The 15,209-nt window shown below is 71.5% G+C and carries 12 protein-coding genes and 2 pseudogenes; 8 read left to right on the top strand and 6 right to left on the bottom strand.

Annotated features, from left to right (window positions below):
- The first annotated feature begins 46 nt into the window (after positions 1–46).
- Together OO68_RS07445 and OO68_RS46190 are read left to right on the top strand one after the other, a co-directional pair.
- Positions 47–415 carry a hypothetical protein gene (locus tag OO68_RS07445; protein ID WP_157852689.1) on the top strand — a complete coding sequence of 123 codons (369 nt, stop codon included), beginning with the start codon at positions 47–49 and terminating at the stop codon, positions 413–415.
- The gene (locus OO68_RS46190) at positions 412–621 is read left to right on the top strand and encodes a hypothetical protein (RefSeq protein ID WP_157852688.1); all 210 of its coding nucleotides are present in this window, start codon (positions 412–414) and stop codon (positions 619–621) included. The genes OO68_RS07445 and OO68_RS46190 overlap by 4 nt, the downstream gene beginning before the upstream one ends.
- 251 nt (positions 622–872) lie before the next feature.
- On the opposite strand, the gene OO68_RS07440 is transcribed toward OO68_RS46190, so the two are convergent.
- The 3 genes and pseudogenes from OO68_RS07440 to OO68_RS07430 form a co-directional block, all read right to left on the bottom strand.
- On the bottom strand, positions 873–1,103 hold the full coding sequence (locus OO68_RS07440; protein WP_033307322.1) for a helix-turn-helix transcriptional regulator: 231 nt from the start codon (positions 1,101–1,103) through the stop codon (positions 873–875).
- A 528-nt stretch (positions 1,104–1,631) separates the two neighbouring features.
- Positions 1,632–2,477 (bottom strand): annotated as a pseudogene (locus tag OO68_RS07435) (undecaprenyl-diphosphate phosphatase); the annotation flags it as partial.
- A gap of 158 nt (positions 2,478–2,635) precedes the next feature.
- Positions 2,636–3,106: a winged helix-turn-helix transcriptional regulator gene (locus OO68_RS07430; protein WP_033307321.1), complete on the bottom strand. Its 471-nt coding sequence runs from the start codon at positions 3,104–3,106 to the stop codon at positions 2,636–2,638.
- A gap of 93 nt (positions 3,107–3,199) precedes the next feature.
- On the opposite strand from OO68_RS07430, the gene OO68_RS07425 reads away from it, so the two are divergent.
- Positions 3,200–4,369, top strand: coding sequence for a thiolase family protein (locus OO68_RS07425; protein ID WP_033307320.1), 1,170 nt, complete (start codon positions 3,200–3,202; stop codon positions 4,367–4,369).
- Positions 4,370–4,390: 21 nt separating this feature from the next.
- Here OO68_RS07425 and OO68_RS07420 read toward each other — a convergent pair whose 3' ends face one another.
- Positions 4,391–5,182 (bottom strand): TVP38/TMEM64 family protein, encoded by a 792-nt coding sequence (locus OO68_RS07420; RefSeq protein ID WP_033307319.1) that lies wholly within the window; start codon positions 5,180–5,182, stop codon positions 4,391–4,393.
- 364 nt (positions 5,183–5,546) lie between these two features.
- Between OO68_RS07420 and tuf the strand changes: the two genes are divergently transcribed.
- Positions 5,547–6,716, top strand: a complete 1,170-nt coding sequence (gene tuf, locus OO68_RS07415) for an elongation factor Tu (protein WP_033307318.1) — start codon at positions 5,547–5,549, stop codon at positions 6,714–6,716.
- 78 nt (positions 6,717–6,794) lie between these two features.
- Complete coding sequence (locus OO68_RS07410; protein WP_033307317.1) at positions 6,795–7,640, top strand: spermidine synthase; 846 nt, start codon at positions 6,795–6,797, stop codon at positions 7,638–7,640.
- A 102-nt stretch (positions 7,641–7,742) separates the two neighbouring features.
- Here the strand turns inward: OO68_RS07410 and OO68_RS07405 are convergent, their stop codons facing one another.
- Positions 7,743–8,756 carry a DUF8017 domain-containing protein gene (locus OO68_RS07405; protein ID WP_033307316.1) on the bottom strand — a complete coding sequence of 338 codons (1,014 nt, stop codon included), beginning with the start codon at positions 8,754–8,756 and terminating at the stop codon, positions 7,743–7,745.
- A 159-nt stretch (positions 8,757–8,915) separates the two neighbouring features.
- Here OO68_RS07405 and OO68_RS07400 point away from each other — a divergent pair, with 159 nt between their 5' ends.
- The gene (locus OO68_RS07400; RefSeq protein ID WP_209442554.1) at positions 8,916–9,368 is read left to right on the top strand and encodes a DUF4442 domain-containing protein; all 453 of its coding nucleotides are present in this window, start codon (positions 8,916–8,918) and stop codon (positions 9,366–9,368) included.
- A 52-nt stretch (positions 9,369–9,420) separates the two neighbouring features.
- Here OO68_RS07400 and OO68_RS43795 read toward each other — a convergent pair.
- Positions 9,421–10,370, bottom strand: a pseudogene (locus tag OO68_RS43795) (UTP--glucose-1-phosphate uridylyltransferase).
- Positions 10,371–10,720: 350 nt separating this feature from the next.
- Between OO68_RS43795 and OO68_RS07385 the strand changes: the two are divergent.
- Positions 10,721–12,571, top strand: coding sequence for an RICIN domain-containing protein (locus tag OO68_RS07385; protein WP_167345877.1), 1,851 nt, complete (start codon positions 10,721–10,723; stop codon positions 12,569–12,571).
- A gap of 200 nt (positions 12,572–12,771) precedes the next feature.
- Entirely contained in the window at positions 12,772–15,168 is a 2,397-nt protein-coding gene (locus tag OO68_RS07380) for a phosphoketolase family protein (RefSeq protein WP_033307311.1), read from the top strand.
- Positions 15,169–15,209: the final 41 nt, after the last annotated feature.

The following is a 15,209-nucleotide window of genomic DNA, read 5'->3' as shown; positions in this document are numbered from 1 at the left end:
GGATTCCGGTCCTCTGCTCGAGATGGGGGCCTCTACGGTCGTTGGTGTGAGACGGATCACCGCGACCGTGGAGGCCTTCGTGGCAGGGGAGACGCGCACCAGCAGCAGCGCCGAGGCATCCGCGCTTGCTCTGCTACCGCTCCCCAGGGTCGCGAGCCTGTCCGGGTTACAGGCCCGGGGCGCGGCCTGCGTCTGGTGCCAGACCCGACTCACGATCGAGACCGCTGTCGACCTCGGCGAGCGGCCCGGGCCCAGCGGGGTGACGGTGTTCCCCCGTGGCTGCGACTCGTGCGTCCAGAGGCTGGCGGCCCGCGTGTACCGCATCCACATCGCGAACTGCCGCGCCTGCCTCCGCAACCAGCCGTGCCCTGACCGCCGGGCCCTGCGCAGTCTCGCATCTGAGGGCGCGCGATGATCCGCCTCACGCCGCCGCCCGTCATTGAGCTGACATACGGCCAGTACCAGGGCTGGAACTGCTGCTACTGCAACTCCTCCCTCGCAGGCGGCGGCCTGCCCGCGGGCACTTCCCGCGGCAACTCTGGCGCGCACCACCTCGACATCAACGTGTACGCCTGCCCACCGTGCACCGCCGCACGACGCCCCGAAGGAGCCGATCAGTGATCTGCGCACGCTGCGACATGCCACTCCGTGAAGGCGACGACTACGACGAGACCACCGTCGACGGCGCGACCGGGCCCGGGGTCACCATCTACCGGCACAGGCAGCCGTGTAAGCCGACCCAGCAGCAGACTTACCCGGTCCCCGCTGCCAGCTCGCGCCGACGCTGGTAGCGGAAGGCGGCCGCCCCGACGCCCCGTTACGGGCGGCCGCGGGCCCGTCGCCGGGACAGCCCCGTCACCGGCGGCGGGCCGCTACACGAGATTGGAGAGTGGGGTGTCGAGGACTCGGGAGATCCGCAGCAGCAGCTTGAGCGTCGGGTTGGCGCGTCCAGCTTCGATCTCTTGGAGGGTGAAGCGGCTGATGCCGGCTGCTAGGTACACGTTTTCCTGGGTGCGGTTTTGGCGGAGTCGCTCGGCGCGGATGCGGTCGCCGATGGCGCGGCAGTGTTCGGTGAGCCAGGCGTCGTCATCGGGTTGGTGCACCCTGGACACGCTCTGCCGAAGATGATCACATGTCAGCCTGAAAGATCTGGCATTTCTCGATCTAGGGCGGGTAGGCGAAGTGCAGGTCAACGGAGCGCGTTGGTTGACAACTGAACCATCTGTAACATGCGCGTAACAGAATGCGCTTACCGAAGCAGTGCCACCCCCCTCGCAAACCCGGCACGGACCAGTCGGCGTGGCCCGTGCCGGATGAGCCGTCCACCCGTCGCGAGCACCCCCTCGGCGGCGGGTGGGCGGTTCTCGATTCCTCGGTAAAGAAAAAGCAAACTCACTCGAACGAGTGAACGATTTAACAGTGACGCATGCACGCTGCAAGCGTTAGAACAGGATGGCCAGGGCGGGGGCTGGGCTCACCCCCCAGGTGGACCCCCGTCCTGGTCCCGAAAGGGATCAGGAAGAAGGCCCCCGCGGATTCGTCCACGGGGGCCTTCGCTGCGTGCTGGGAGAGTGGGAGACGACTGGGAGATGATCACGTCGAGAGCGATCGAATCGCCTCTGATCCCATCTAAGGGCGCCCATGCTGACCAGCACGATGATGACGATGCCCAGGGCGATGCGGTAGTAGACGAAGGGCATGAAGCTCTTGGTCGAAATGAATTTCATGAACCACGCGATCACGGCGTACCCGACCGCGAAGGCGATCACCGTCGCGAAGATCGTCGGGCCCCACGAGACATGACCGCCCTCGGTGGCGTCCTTCAGCTCGAACACGCCCGAGGCGAGCACCGCGGGGATGGCGAGGAGGAAGGAGTAGCGGGCCGCGGCCTCGCGCTTGTAGCCCATGAACAGGCCACCGCTGATGGTGGCGCCGGAGCGCGAGACGCCCGGGACGAGCGCCATGGCCTGGCAGACGCCGTAGATCAGGCCGTCCCGGACGCCCAGGTCCGCAAGGGCCTTGCGCTGCTTGGGCGCGCGGTGCTTGCCGCCGTTCTCGTCGCGGGCCGCGAGCCGGTCGGCCACGCCCAGGACGATGCCCATGCCGATCAGCATCGTGGCGGTGATGCGCAGATCGCGGAACGGTCCCTCGATCTGGTCCTTCAGCGTCACGCCGAGCACGCCGATCGGGATCGAGCCGACGATCACCAGCCAGCCCATCCGGGCATCGGGGTCACTGCGCAGCGCCTTGTTGGTCAGTGAGCGCGTCCACGCCGAGATGATCCGTCCGATGTCCTTGCGGAAGTAGATCAGCACGGCTGCCTCGGTGCCGATCTGCGTGATCGCGGTGAAGGCCGCACCCGGGTCCTTCCAGCCCGAGAAGGCCGCCGTCAGCCGCAGGTGGGCGCTGGAGGAGACGGGGAGGAACTCGGTCAGCCCCTGGACGAGTCCGAGGATGAGTGATTCGAACCAAGACATGAGGTAACGGAGTCCAAGTGCCGATCGTGGGACGGACGACGGGCACACCGGACCGCCGTTGCGGGAACGGGGGATCAGGTGTGCCGAGGGGGAAGCGTAGCGCCCCTGGAAGGCCGCCCGGACACAGGGGTTTGGATGCCGCTCCCGACCAGCGGAGATCAGGCCGCGCTGGGCCCGGTCACCGTCCATCCGGGTGTCTGGGGGCGGGCCGTGAGGTCCTCGTGGCGCACCTCGTCGCCGCACGCCCGGCAGGTGACGGCCGGGGCGAGGGCCTGGCCGCAGGAGTGCTCCAGGAGCATCGGACGGTCGCCGTCGGGCCGGAGGTGGCGGTCGCCCCAGGCCATGAGGGTCATCAGCACCGGTTCCAGTTCCAGTCCCGCGCGGGTCGGCCGGTACTCGAAGCGCTGCGGGCGCTCGCTGTAGAGGTGCTTGGCCAGGATCCCGGCGTCGACCAGACGGCGCAGCCGGGTGGCCAGGATGTCGCGCGGGGCGCCGGTGTTGCGGACCAGCTGGTCGAACCGGCCGTTGCCCAGGCACACCTCCCGCAGGACGAGCAGGGAGTACTTCTCGCCGACGAGTGCGAGGGTGTCGGCGATGGAGCAGGGGCGCGGGTCTTTGCGGGCGGCCATGAGAGCCAGTCTAGGAGAGGGTTGGATTTTCCAACCCAGCGGGCTACGGTGAGTTCGGATTTCCTACTCACCGGTAGTCGTGGAGGCCCGCACATGCGTGACGCAGTCATCGTCGAAGCCGTACGCACCCCCATCGGCAAGGGCAAGCCGAACGGCGCCCTGGCGCACGTCCACCCTGTGGAGCTCCTCGCCCACACCCTGCGCACCCTCGTCGAACGGTCCGGGATCGACCCGGCGCTGATCGACGACGTCATCGGCGGCACCGTCGACCAGGTCGGCGAACAGGCCATGAACACCACCCGCTACGCCGTGCTGTCGGCGGGCTTCCCGGAGTCGGTGCCCGCCACCACCGTGGACCGCCAGTGCGGTTCCTCCCAGCAGGCCGTGCACTTCGCGGCGCAGGGCGTCCTGTCGGGCGCGTACGACCTGGTCGTGGCCTGCGGGGTCGAGTCGATGAGCCGGGTGCCGATGTGGTCGAACGTGCCCCCGGGCGCGGATCCCTTCGGGCCCGGGGTCGCCGAGCGCTACCCCGAGGGACTCGTTCCGCAGGGCATCAGCGCCGAGCTGATCGCCGCCAAGTGGTCGATCGGCCGCGAGCAGATGGACGCCTTCGCGGTCTCCTCGCACCGGAAGGCAGCCGAGGCCTGGGAGAGCGGCCTGTTCGACGCCGAGGTCGCGCCGCTGGAGGGGGTCGCGCGCGACGAGTGCGTCCGGCCCGGCAGCACCACCGAGATTCTCGCCGGGCTCAAGCCGGCGTACCACGACCCGGTCTTCGCCGAGCGCTTCCCGCAGATCGAGTGGAACGTCACGGCGGGCAACGCCAGCCCGATCAACGACGGCGCCTCGGCGGTGCTCATCACGTCGAGCGAGACGGCCGCCCGGCTCGGACTGCGCCCCCTCGCCCGGCTGCACAGTTTCGCCGTCACCGGTTCCGACCCGCTGCTGATGCTCACGGGCGTGATCCCGGCGACCGAGAAGGTGCTGCGCAGGGCGTCGCTGACCCTCGACGACATCGACCTGTTCGAGGTCAACGAGGCGTTCTCCAGCGTCGTCCTGGCCTGGCGGCAGGAGACCGGCGCGGACCTGGCCCGGGTCAACGTGCACGGCGGGGCCATCGCCCTCGGGCATCCGCTCGGCGCGAGCGGAACCCGCCTGACGACGACGCTCGTGCACGCGATGCGGGAACGGAACGCCCGCTACGCGCTCCAGACCATGTGCGAGGCGGGCGGACTCGCCAACGCCATGGTGCTGGAACGGGTGTAGCCGGGCGGGTGTGACAGGGCGTCAGAGGCGGCGCAGCTGGTGCCGCTTGCGCCACGCCATCACCACGCCCGCCAGTGCGGGCAGGGCGATGCACGCCAGGGCGATCAGGAAGGCGGGCGAGGTCGGGGCGGAGGCACGGGCGCCCGCGACGGCGTAGGCGGCGGTGTTCGGGATCGAGCCGAGGCCCGTGGCCAGCAGGAAGGGCAGCAGGCCCATGCGGGAGACGGAGGCGCAGTAGTTCGCGGCCCAGAACGGCACACCCGGGAACAGCCGCACCGCGAGCATCGAACGGAAGCCGTGCCGGCTGAGCTGGCCGTCCGCGGCCTTCAGCCAGCGCCCCCGCAGCAGCGGGCGCAGGGCGTCCTGCCCCAGCGCCCGGCCCAGGCAGAAGGCGATCCCGGCTCCGAGCACCGTGCCCGCCAGGGCCACGCCGAGGCCGAGCTGCGAACCGAACAGAGCACCCGCCGCCAGGTTCAGCAGTGGCCTCGGCACGAACGCCACGGTGCACACGCCGTACGCCACCGCGAACACCGCCGCCGCCGCGGCACCGCCGAGCTGCGGCGGCCAGCCCTCCGTCAGCAGCCGCTGCGGCTCGAACAGCAGCACGCCGCACGCACCCGCGGCGAGCAGCACGACGAGCAGGGACAGCCGCGACCACGGGGACAGCAGAACTCTCGTGCAGCGGGCGGCGAAACGGGTCGGTTCGGCGGGCGAGGCGTTCGTTGCCGGGGGAACGGCGACGGCGAGCTCCGCGGCGGTGGCCCGGGGAGAGGCCGTGGCGGTGCCCCCAGAGCGGGTGGTGGCATCGAGCATCCGGTGACACTAACCGACAAATGTGTGTGATCGCCGTATGGTTCGTCTCACGAGCGTCACAGGCCGGGGTGCGGTGTGGGGCGCGCAAGGGGGCGCGCAGCGTTGTGCGCAGGCAACCTAAAACCATTCGACGTGCGGTAAAGCGTCGGCAATGATCGACGACATGTTCCGGCACGCCTTCACCCTCGCAGCATCCGTGGTCACGGATGCCCCGAAGGCTGCTGTCGCCGATCTCACGGCCGTCATGGACGGCGCCCGAAGCTGACCCTCTCCGGTTCGTCCGGCGGACCCCGCAAGGGGAGGGTCGGGCAGGCACTCGGGGTCCCACTTCTTCTCCGCCGATCACACGCTTCGAGGTACAGCCATGTCCAAAAAGGCCTACGTCCGTACGAAACCGCATCTCAACATCGGCACGATGGGTCATGTCGACCACGGCAAGACCACGTTGACGGCCGCCATCACCAAGGTCCTCGCCGACCGCGGCAGCGGCGCGTTCGTGCCGTTCGACCGGATCGACCGGGCGCCCGAGGAGGCGGCGCGCGGCATCACCATCAACATCGCGCACGTCGAGTACGAGACCGACACCCGGCACTACGCGCACGTCGACATGCCGGGCCACGCCGACTACGTCAAGAACATGGTCACCGGCGCCGCCCAGCTCGACGGGGCGATCCTCGTCGTCTCCGCGCTCGACGGGATCATGCCGCAGACCGCCGAACACGTCCTGCTCGCCCGGCAGGTGGGTGTCGACCACATCGTGGTCGCCCTCAACAAGGCCGACGCGGGGGACGAGGAGCTGACCGACCTGGTCGAGCTGGAGGTCCGCGACCTGCTCACCGCGCACGGCTACGGCGGCGACTGCGTACCCGTCGTACGCGTTTCCGGCTTGAAGGCCCTGGAGGGGGACCCGCGCTGGACGGCGTCGATCGAGGCGCTGCTCGACGCGGTGGACACGTACGTGCCGATGCCGGAGCGGTATCTGGACGCTCCGTTCCTGCTGTCGGTGGAGAACGTGCTGACCATCACCGGGCGGGGGACCGTGGTGACCGGGGCGGTCGAGCGGGGTGTGGTGCGGGTCGGTGACCGGGTCGAAGTGCTCGGGGCCTGCGTCGAGACCGTGGTCACGGGTCTGGAGACCTTCGGCAAGCCGATGGACGAGGCGCAGGCCGGGGACAACGTGGCCATGCTGCTGCGGGGCGTTCCGCGGGACGCCGTCCGGCGGGGGCACGTCGTCGCGGCGCCGGGGAGTGTGAAGCCCCGGAGGCGCTTCTCGGCGCAGGTCTACGTCCTGTCGGCCCGTGAGGGTGGGCGGACGACGCCCGTCTCCTCCGGGTACCGGCCGCAGTTCTACATCCGGACCGCGGATGTGGTGGGGGTGGTCGACCTCGGCGAGGTGGCCGTGGCCCGGCCCGGCGACACGGTTGCCATGACCGTGGAGCTGGGGCGGGAGGTGCCGTTGGAGCCGGGGCTCGGGTTTGCCATTCGTGAGGGCGGGCGGACCGTCGGGGCCGGGACCGTGACCGTGGTGGGTTGAGGTTGTGGGGAGCTGCGGGCCGCCATGGGCTGGTCGCGCAGTTCCCCGCGCCGCGTTGCCCCACCGCACAATGGAGGAGTGAACGATCCCATCCCCGTGACGCGGACCACCGATCACGGCACCGCCAAGCTGATGCCGGACGTCGACCGGGAACGGGCCTGGCTGCTGACCGTGGACGGGGCGCCGCAGTCCTACGTCGATCTCGACGAGCCCGCGCACCTGGAGTTCGAGTACACGCGGCGGCTCGGGCACGTGCTGGATGTCGTGGCCGAGCCGGGGCGGGCGCTGGACGTGGCGCATCTCGGAGGAGGGGCGCTCACCCTGCCCCGGTACGTGGCCGTGACCCGGCCGGGCTCGCGGCAGGACGTCGTCGAGGCCGACCGGGGGCTGCTGGAGCTGGTGTCCGGGCATCTGCCGCTGCCGGAAGGCGCGGACGTCGCCCTGCACGCGGCGGACGCCCGGGAGTGGCTGGAGCATGCCCCGGCGGCCTCGGCGGACGTTCTCCTCGCGGACGTCTTCAGCGGATCCCGGGTGCCGGCGCACCTCACCTCCGTCGCCTACGTCCGTGAGGCCGCGCGGGTGCTGCGGGGACACGGGGTCTATCTCGCCAACCTCCCCGACTCCGCGCCCTTCGCCTTCCTCCGGTCGCAACTCGCCACCCTGGCCACCGCCTTCGACGAACTGGTGCTGATCGCCGAGCCGGGGGTGCTGCGGGGACGGCGGTTCGGGAACGCCGTGCTCGTCGCCGGTCATCAGCCGGTGGACGCCGCGGCCCTGGCCCGGCTCACCGCCGCCGACGCCTTCCCGGCCCGGGTCGAACACGGCGCCGGGCTGCGGGAATTCATCGGCGACGCGCGGCCGGTGGAGGACGCCGATGCCGTGCCGTCACCCGTGCCCCCGGACGGGGCGTTCGGCATCGGCTGAGGCAGGCCCCCCTCGGTCTGAAGGGGTGATCCCCACGCGATGCTTCGGTGAACCGGGCACGCCCCCTGCGGCAGGGAGCGTGCCCGTTCCGTTTGCCGGGGGTCAGCCGCCGGTCGGCTCGCCGTGCAGCCGGACCGTGCTGAGGATCTTCAGGACCGTCTTCTCGGGCACCTCGCCCTTGACGCCCTTCGCGCCGAAGAAGCTCCACGCCACGAAGTCGCCGGCGGAGTTCTTGAAGCCGAACGTGACCGCCTTGCCGTCGCTCGCGCACTTGCCCTTGTCGGGCGTGTTCTCCGAGTGCGCCCAGGCGACGCTGCCCTTCACGCCCGAGGCGGTGGTGTACGGCTTGGCCTTGTCGTCGGCCTTGACGCTCTTCTTGTCCGGCTGCGTGTAGCCGCCGTACACCCACCAGGCCACCTGGTTGACCGCGACCTCGTCGGTGTCCTTGGCACCGTCGGCACCCTTGGTGCCCGCCCCGGCCAGCGACTCCGTCTCGGTCCGGCCGTCCTTGTTGTCGTCGCTCGTGCACCACTTGGACTTGTAGAACGCCGGTGCCGACATGAGGATCAGCGGCTTGCCGTCGTCGGACTTCTCGTCCTCGAAGAAGACGGACGAGGTCGGGGAGGCCACTTCCCAGTCCGCCGGGACGTCGAAGGCCGTGCCCCACTTGGGATTGATGACGACCTTCCAGCCCTTGACCGTGGGCTGCGCCGCCTCGCCGCCGCGGGGATTGCCGCCGGTGGCGCCGGCGCTCGGCTCCTCGGACGGCGTGCTCGACGCGGCCTTGTCCTTCTTGCCGCTCTTGCCGCCGTCCGCGGTGTCGTCCTTGTCGCCGCCCAGCACCAGGAAGCCGGTGACACCGGCCGCGACGACCACCGCCGTGGCGGCGATGATCGCGACCAGCTTCGTCCGGTTGCCGCCGCCACCGCCCTGCGGGGGCTGCGGCGCGCCGGCCGGCGCGGGGGTGCCCCACTGCGGCTGCTGCCCATAGGGGTTGGGCTGCTGCTGGTACCCCGGCTGCTGGTACGGATTCGGCTGCTGGTACCCCGGTTGCTGGTACGGGTTGTTCGCTTGCGGGTTCTGCTCGCCCCCGGGCGGCTGCTGTCCTGGCCACATGAGCAGTCACCCTAGCCGCGCCCCGGACACGATTCGGTCACTGCCCGTGGACGGAGACGTAGCAACCCGGGGAGCGGTCGGTGAGGATGTCGTGCGGGCCGGTGCGGCGGTCGTCACACGGCCTGGTCAGCGGTCTCTACTCGTGAGTAACATGCGGCCATGAGCGCAGACCAGATGTCCATCGGCGAGATGCTCGCCGCCACGGTGCCCATGGCCCGGACCCTGAACCTCGAGTTCCTCGAGACCTCGCCGGAGCGGGCGGTGCTGTCGCTGCCGGACCAGGCCGAGTTCCACAACCACGTGGGCGGCCCGCACGCCGGTGCGATGTTCACGCTCGGCGAGTCCGCGAGCGGGGCGATCGTGCTGGCCGCGTTCGGGGACCAGCTCTCGCGCGCCGTGCCGCTCGCCGTCAGCGCCGAGATCTCCTATAAGAAGCTGGCGATGGGCGCCGTCACCGCCACGGCCACTCTGGGCCGCCCGGCCGCCGAGGTCGTCGCCCAGCTGGACGCCGGTGAGCGCCCCGAGTTCCCGGTGGCCATCGCCCTTCAGCGGGCCGACGGTGCCGTCACCGGCGAGATGACGGTCGTGTGGACCCTGCGGCCCAACAGCTGACCGTGCTGCCGCGTGTGCGGGAACCCCGGCCGGGTGCCGGGGCTTTCGCATGTCAGGCCGCCAGGTCCCGGTGCCCGGGGTGCGCGCCGTCCAGCTCCCCGAGGAACTCTTGAGCCATGTCACGAACTCCGGCCCCGTGTCGGGGCGTTCGCAGGCCGGCCTGACCACCGCGCGCAGCTGGTCGGCGTTGTCGCCGGTGTCGTGGCGCAGGCCCTCGAAGACGATTCCGTGCACCGTGCCGCCCGAGGCCGGCTGCTCCGGGGCGTCGGTCGGCTGGATCTCGCCGCCCCGGCCGGGCGGGGTGCGCTCCAGGACGGTGAAGACGTCCGGGTCGAGGACGTAGCGGCCGATGACGGCGTAGCGGCTCGGTGCGTCCTGCGGAGCCGGCTTCTCGACCACGCCCGTGACGCGGACGACGCCCTCCTCGCCGGTCGGCTCGACGGCGGCGCAGCCGTAGCGGTGGATCTGCCCGGGCGGGAACCATGCTGCCGAGCAGGCGGTCGCGGACGTCGAGCATCCGGCTCAGCAGGATCTCGCGGGGGTCGATCAGGTCGTCGCCGAGGAGAACCGCGAACGGCTGGTCGCCGACATGGCGGCGGGCGCACAGCACGGCGTGGCCCAGGCCGAGCGGTTCGCCCTGCCGGATGTGGTGGATGCTCGCCGGCCGTGCCGGGTCGCGCACCGCGTCCAGGCGCACGGTGTCGCCCTTGGCCGCGAGGGTCTGCTCCAGCTCGAAGGCATGGTCGAAGTGGTCCTCGATGGCCCGCTTGTGCCGGCCCGTGACCATCAGGACATCGTCCAGTCCCGCCGCTGCCGCCTCCTCGACGACGTACTGGATGGCCGGCTTGTCGACGACCGGCAGCATCTCCTTGGGCGTCGCCTTCGTGGCGGGCAGGAGGCGGGTGCCGGGGCCGCGGCCGGGACGACCGCCTTGCGGACGGCGCGGCCCGCGCGGACGGCGGGAGCGGGGGTGGCCCGGGCGGAGGCGTGGGGGGTGCTCATGCGGCCCATGCCGGCGGGCGGAGCGGAGAGCCCGCCGGGAGCCGGATGGGAGCGCGCTGTGCAGTTGGAGATTTCGTGTACCAACCGCCCTTGCATGCACACACCTTGTGCCCGCGGGCGGCCTTGTTTCGAAAGCCGGTGCGGATACCGCCGGTAACATATTTGACATTCCCGCGTTTTGAACTCGGGTCATCCGAACTCCTTGTTACCAGTGAGTCGCATGTGCGAAAGTGAGCCACCTCACAGCCGGGTCCGCAGCTGACACGGCACAGGTATGCACCAATCACGCACCTGCTTTCCGACGGACGCGCAATTCGCCTGCCGTTCTGCGGCTGGAAGGAAATGGTTCCGTGCAATCCCCCAACCCCCCACGCCCGCCGTACCCGCCACGACCCGGAGCGGGGCCTGCGGAGTCCGACCGCAATCTTCTCGCCCGGGTCGGCGATCCCGCCGAAGCGCCGCGCGCCGTCGCGCTGTTGCTGGCGCGGCACTGGCGCTCGGTCTATGAGTACGCCGTGATCTGCCTGGCGTCCTCGGAGGACTCCGCGGCGATGGCGGCAGCCGCCGCCTTCCGGGAGGAACTCGCCCGGCCGGGCGGCGGTGCCTTGCGTCCGCGGCTGCTCAGGACGGTCCGGGAGACGGTCGGGAAGTGGGCCGCCGACGACGGTATTTCCGGAGTACTCCCGGAACTCCGCAAAACCGTCGGCGCCCGCGGCCTGCGCGCCGCCCGCTCCAGCACACCCGAAAGGCGACGCCTCGCGGAGCGCGCTTTCCGGGGCCTTCCGGGTGCGTCCCAATGCCTGCTGTGGCACACGGAGGTCGAGGCCGAGCCCATATCCGTACCGGCCGGTCTGCTGGGAGTGGACGCCGCCACCGCTTCGGCCGCCCTGTTGCAGGCGCGCGAGCAATTCCGGTCGGGATGCGTACGGGCGCACCGGGAACTCGCACCGTCGCAGGAATGCCGCTACTACAACCGCCTGCTGGACGTTCCCATGCGCCGCGGCGGGGCCCTGCTGCCGGATGTGCAGCGGCATCTCATGGCGTGCCGCTACTGTCGTCACGCCGCCGAACAACTCAGCCATTTCGAGGGCGGTCTGGAAGACCTGCTCGTGGAGACGGTGCTCGGCTGGGGCGCCCGCCGCTACCTCGCGTCACGCGGCCGCGACGAGGGCCGAAGCGCCCTGCCCGTCGGCGGACGGCACCGCTTCCGGCCCCGGGCCGACCCGGCGACCGGCCGGTCCCTGTCCCCGAGGAGGCATACGAAGGCACTGGCCGCCGCGATCGGGGTGACTTCCCTCGTGCTGCTGGCGACCCTGCTCACCGCCCGGGGCTGGACGGAAGAGAGCGGCACCGCCGGCCCACGGGCCACCTGGGGCGCGGTCAGCGGCCACTCCGTCGCCCCGGACGGCGCGGGATCCGCCCCCGGGGAACCGGACTCCACGGCGGCCTCGTCCGAGCGGTCCTCGTCAGCCGGCGCCCCGTCGGCCGCCTCTGCCGGCAGCTCCGCAGAAGTGGCCCGGGGACGCCTGCGCAACCTCGACGACGGCCTGTGCCTCGACGTCCGGGGCGGCCGGGCCCGGGCCGACGCGCGCATCGTGCTGACCGCCTGCTCCACGGGCGGGTCCCAGCAGTGGTCGTACCAGGAGGACGGCGTCCTGCGCAGCGGCGCCGACCCCACCCTGTGCCTCGGATCCGACCCCGCCGAGGGCTCGGTCGTCCTGGCCGGCTGCCTGGTGCACGCCGGAGTCGTCCGCTACGACCTGACCGTGCGCGGCGAACTGCTGCCGCGCGGTGGCAGGGGACTGGCCGTCGCCCCCGGCGAGGGCCGGGGCGTGATCGTCACCCGTCGCGACGGCTCCGCGGCGCAACGCTGGACGGTGGAAGCGCCGGATGCCGGCGGCGGCCCGGGGGAGCCCCGGCGGAAGCGGGCCGAGGACCCATCGCGCGAGAGCGGTGAGGAGCGCGAGCGGCAGCCGAACGGCGAGGCCCCGCCGGGGCAGCGGCCCGAACCACCGAGCGACAAACCCGGGGACCTGAACCAGGAGCGGTACGAGACGCGGTTCGCACCCGTGGACTGCTGCGACAAGGCCGAACCCGAGGGCGGTGAGAGCGGCCCGCGGCCCGGCGCCGACGTCCTCGCTCCCGCGACCGACGCGGTGACCGACGCCGTGACGGCACTCCACACCGCCGCCCTGCCGTAGAACGGGCCGGGGGCCGTCCGCCCGGGCGTCCCCCGGGCGGGCGGCCAAGCAGTGCGAGGGCACCGGCGGCCCACCCTGCGACGCGCGGGCGGGCTGCTGCCCCCTGCGGTGCGCCCGGCATGGCCGAGAGGCGCCTGGCATCGAACCGGAACAAACTGGTACTCCTCCTGAGGCCGCCCGCAGAACCCAGGGAGTCACTCATGCCCGAGGCCCCGCGCCAGGACAGCAGGACCGGTAGCACGACCGCCCCGACCGAGGAGGAACTGCGCACGCTGGACGCCCACTGGCGGGCCGCCAACTATTTGGCCGCCGGTCAGATCTACCTCCTGGCCAATCCCCTGCTCACCGAGCCGTTGCGGCCGGAGCACATCAAGCCGCGGCTGCTGGGCCACTGGGGCACCTCACCCGGGCTGAACCTCGTCCACACCCACCTCAACCGGGTGATCAAGGCGCGCGGGCTCGACGCCCTGTGCATTTGGGGACCGGGCCACGGCGGACCGTCGGTCCTGGCCAACTCCTGGCTGGAGGGCAGCTACAGCGAGAAGTACCCGGACGCCTCCCGGGACGCGCGGGGCATGGAGCTGCTGATGCGGCAGTTCTCCTTCCCCGGCGGCGTGCCCAGCCACGTCGCCCCGGAGGTGCCCGGCTCGATCCACGAGGGCGGCGAACTCGGCTACTCCCTCGCCCACGCCTACGGCGCCGCCCTCGACAACCCGGACCTGCTCGTGGCCTGCGTGATCGGCGACGGTGAGGCGGAGACCGGGCCGCTCGCCGGATCCTGGCACGCCAACAAGTTCCTCGACCCCGTCCACGACGGTGCCGTCCTGCCGATCCTGCACCTCAACGGCTACAAGATCGCCAACCCGACGGTCCTCGCCCGCCTCCCGGAGGAGGAGCTCGACGCGCTGCTGCGCGGCTACGGACACGAGCCGATCCACGTCGCCGGCGACGAACCGGCCACCGTCCACCGCGCGATGGCCGCGGCCATGGACACCGCGCTCGACCGCATCGCCGCCGCACAGCGCGCCGCCCGCGAGGACGGCGCGACCGAGCGCCCGCGCTGGCCGGTGATCGTGCTGCGCACCCCCAAGGGCTGGACCGGCCCGGCCGAGGTCGACGGCGAACCGGTCGAGGGCACGTGGCGCGCCCACCAGGTGCCGCTGTCCGGCGTCCGCGACAACCCCGAGCACTTGCGGCAGCTGGAAACCTGGCTGCGCTCGTACCGGCCCGAGGAACTGTTCGACGCGGAGGGCCGCCCGGTCGCGGACGTCCTCGCCTGCGTCCCCGAGGGCACGAGGCGTCTCGGCGCCACCCCGTACGCCAACGGCGGCCTGCTCGTCCGCGATCTGCCCATTCCGTCCCTGGACGACTTCGCCGTCCCCGTCGACAAGCCCGGCTCGACGACGCACGAGCCGACCCGGGTCCTCGGCGACCTCCTCGCCCGGGTCATGCGCGACACCGCCGACCGGCGCGACTTCCGCCTGGTCGGCCCGGACGAGACCGCCTCCAACCGGCTCCAGGCCGTCTACGACGCCAGCGGCAAGTCCTGGCAGGCCGGGACCCTGCCCGTGGACGAGCACCTGGACCGGCACGGACGGGTGATGGAGGTGCTCTCCGAACACCTCTGCCAGGGCTGGCTCGAGGGCTACCTGCTCACCGGCCGGCACGGACTGTTCTCCTGCTACGAGGCGTTCGTGCACATCGTCGACTCCATGGTCAACCAGCACATCAAGTGGCTGCGCACCTCCCGCAGGCTGCCCTGGCGGGCCCCCATCGCCTCCCTCAACTACCTGCTGACCTCCCATGTGTGGCGGCAGGACCACAACGGCTTCTCCCACCAGGACCCCGGCTTCGTCGACCACGTCCTCAACAAGAGCCCCGAGGTCGTCCGCGTCTACCTCCCGCCGGACGCCAACACCCTGCTGTCGGTGGCCGACCACGCCCTGCGCAGCCGTGACTATGTCAACGTCATCGTGGCCGGCAAGCAGCCCTGCTTCGACTGGCTGTCGATCGAGGAGGCCCGGGTGCACTGCGCCCGCGGCGCCGGCATCTGGGAGTGGGCGGGCACCGAGGACGGCACCGAGCCCGACGTCGTGCTGGCCTGCGCCGGTGACGTCCCGACCCAGGAGACCCTGGCCGCCGCGCACCTGCTCCGCCGGTACCTGCCCGAGCTGTCCGTCCGGGTCGTCAACGTCGTCGACCTCGCCCGGCTGCTGCCCCAGGGGGAGCACCCGCACGGCATGAGCGACTTCGAGTACGACGGCCTGTTCACCACGACCAAGCCGGTGATCTTCGCCTACCACGGCTATCCGTGGCTGATCCACCGCCTCGCCTACCGCCGGGCCGGCCACCAGAACGTGCACGTGCGCGGCTACAAGGAGGCCGGCACCACGACCACGCCGTTCGACATGGTCGTCCGCAACGACCTCGACCGCTACCGCCTGGTCATGGACGTCATCGACCGCGTCCCGGGCCTCGCGGTGCGCGCCACGGCCGTACGCCAGCGCATGGCCGACGCCCGTACCCGCCACCACGCCTGGATCCGCGAGCACGGCACCGACCTGCCCGAGGTCGCCGAGTGGAGCTGGAACGCCTGAGCCGCGAGGGACGTCTTCAGAGCCGGTAGGCTTCCCGGGGC

Source organism: Streptomyces iakyrus, assembly GCF_000717055.1.
Lineage (GTDB): Bacteria > Actinomycetota > Actinomycetes > Streptomycetales > Streptomycetaceae > Streptomyces > Streptomyces iakyrus.
This window is presented reverse-complemented; position numbering and strand designations above follow the sequence as displayed.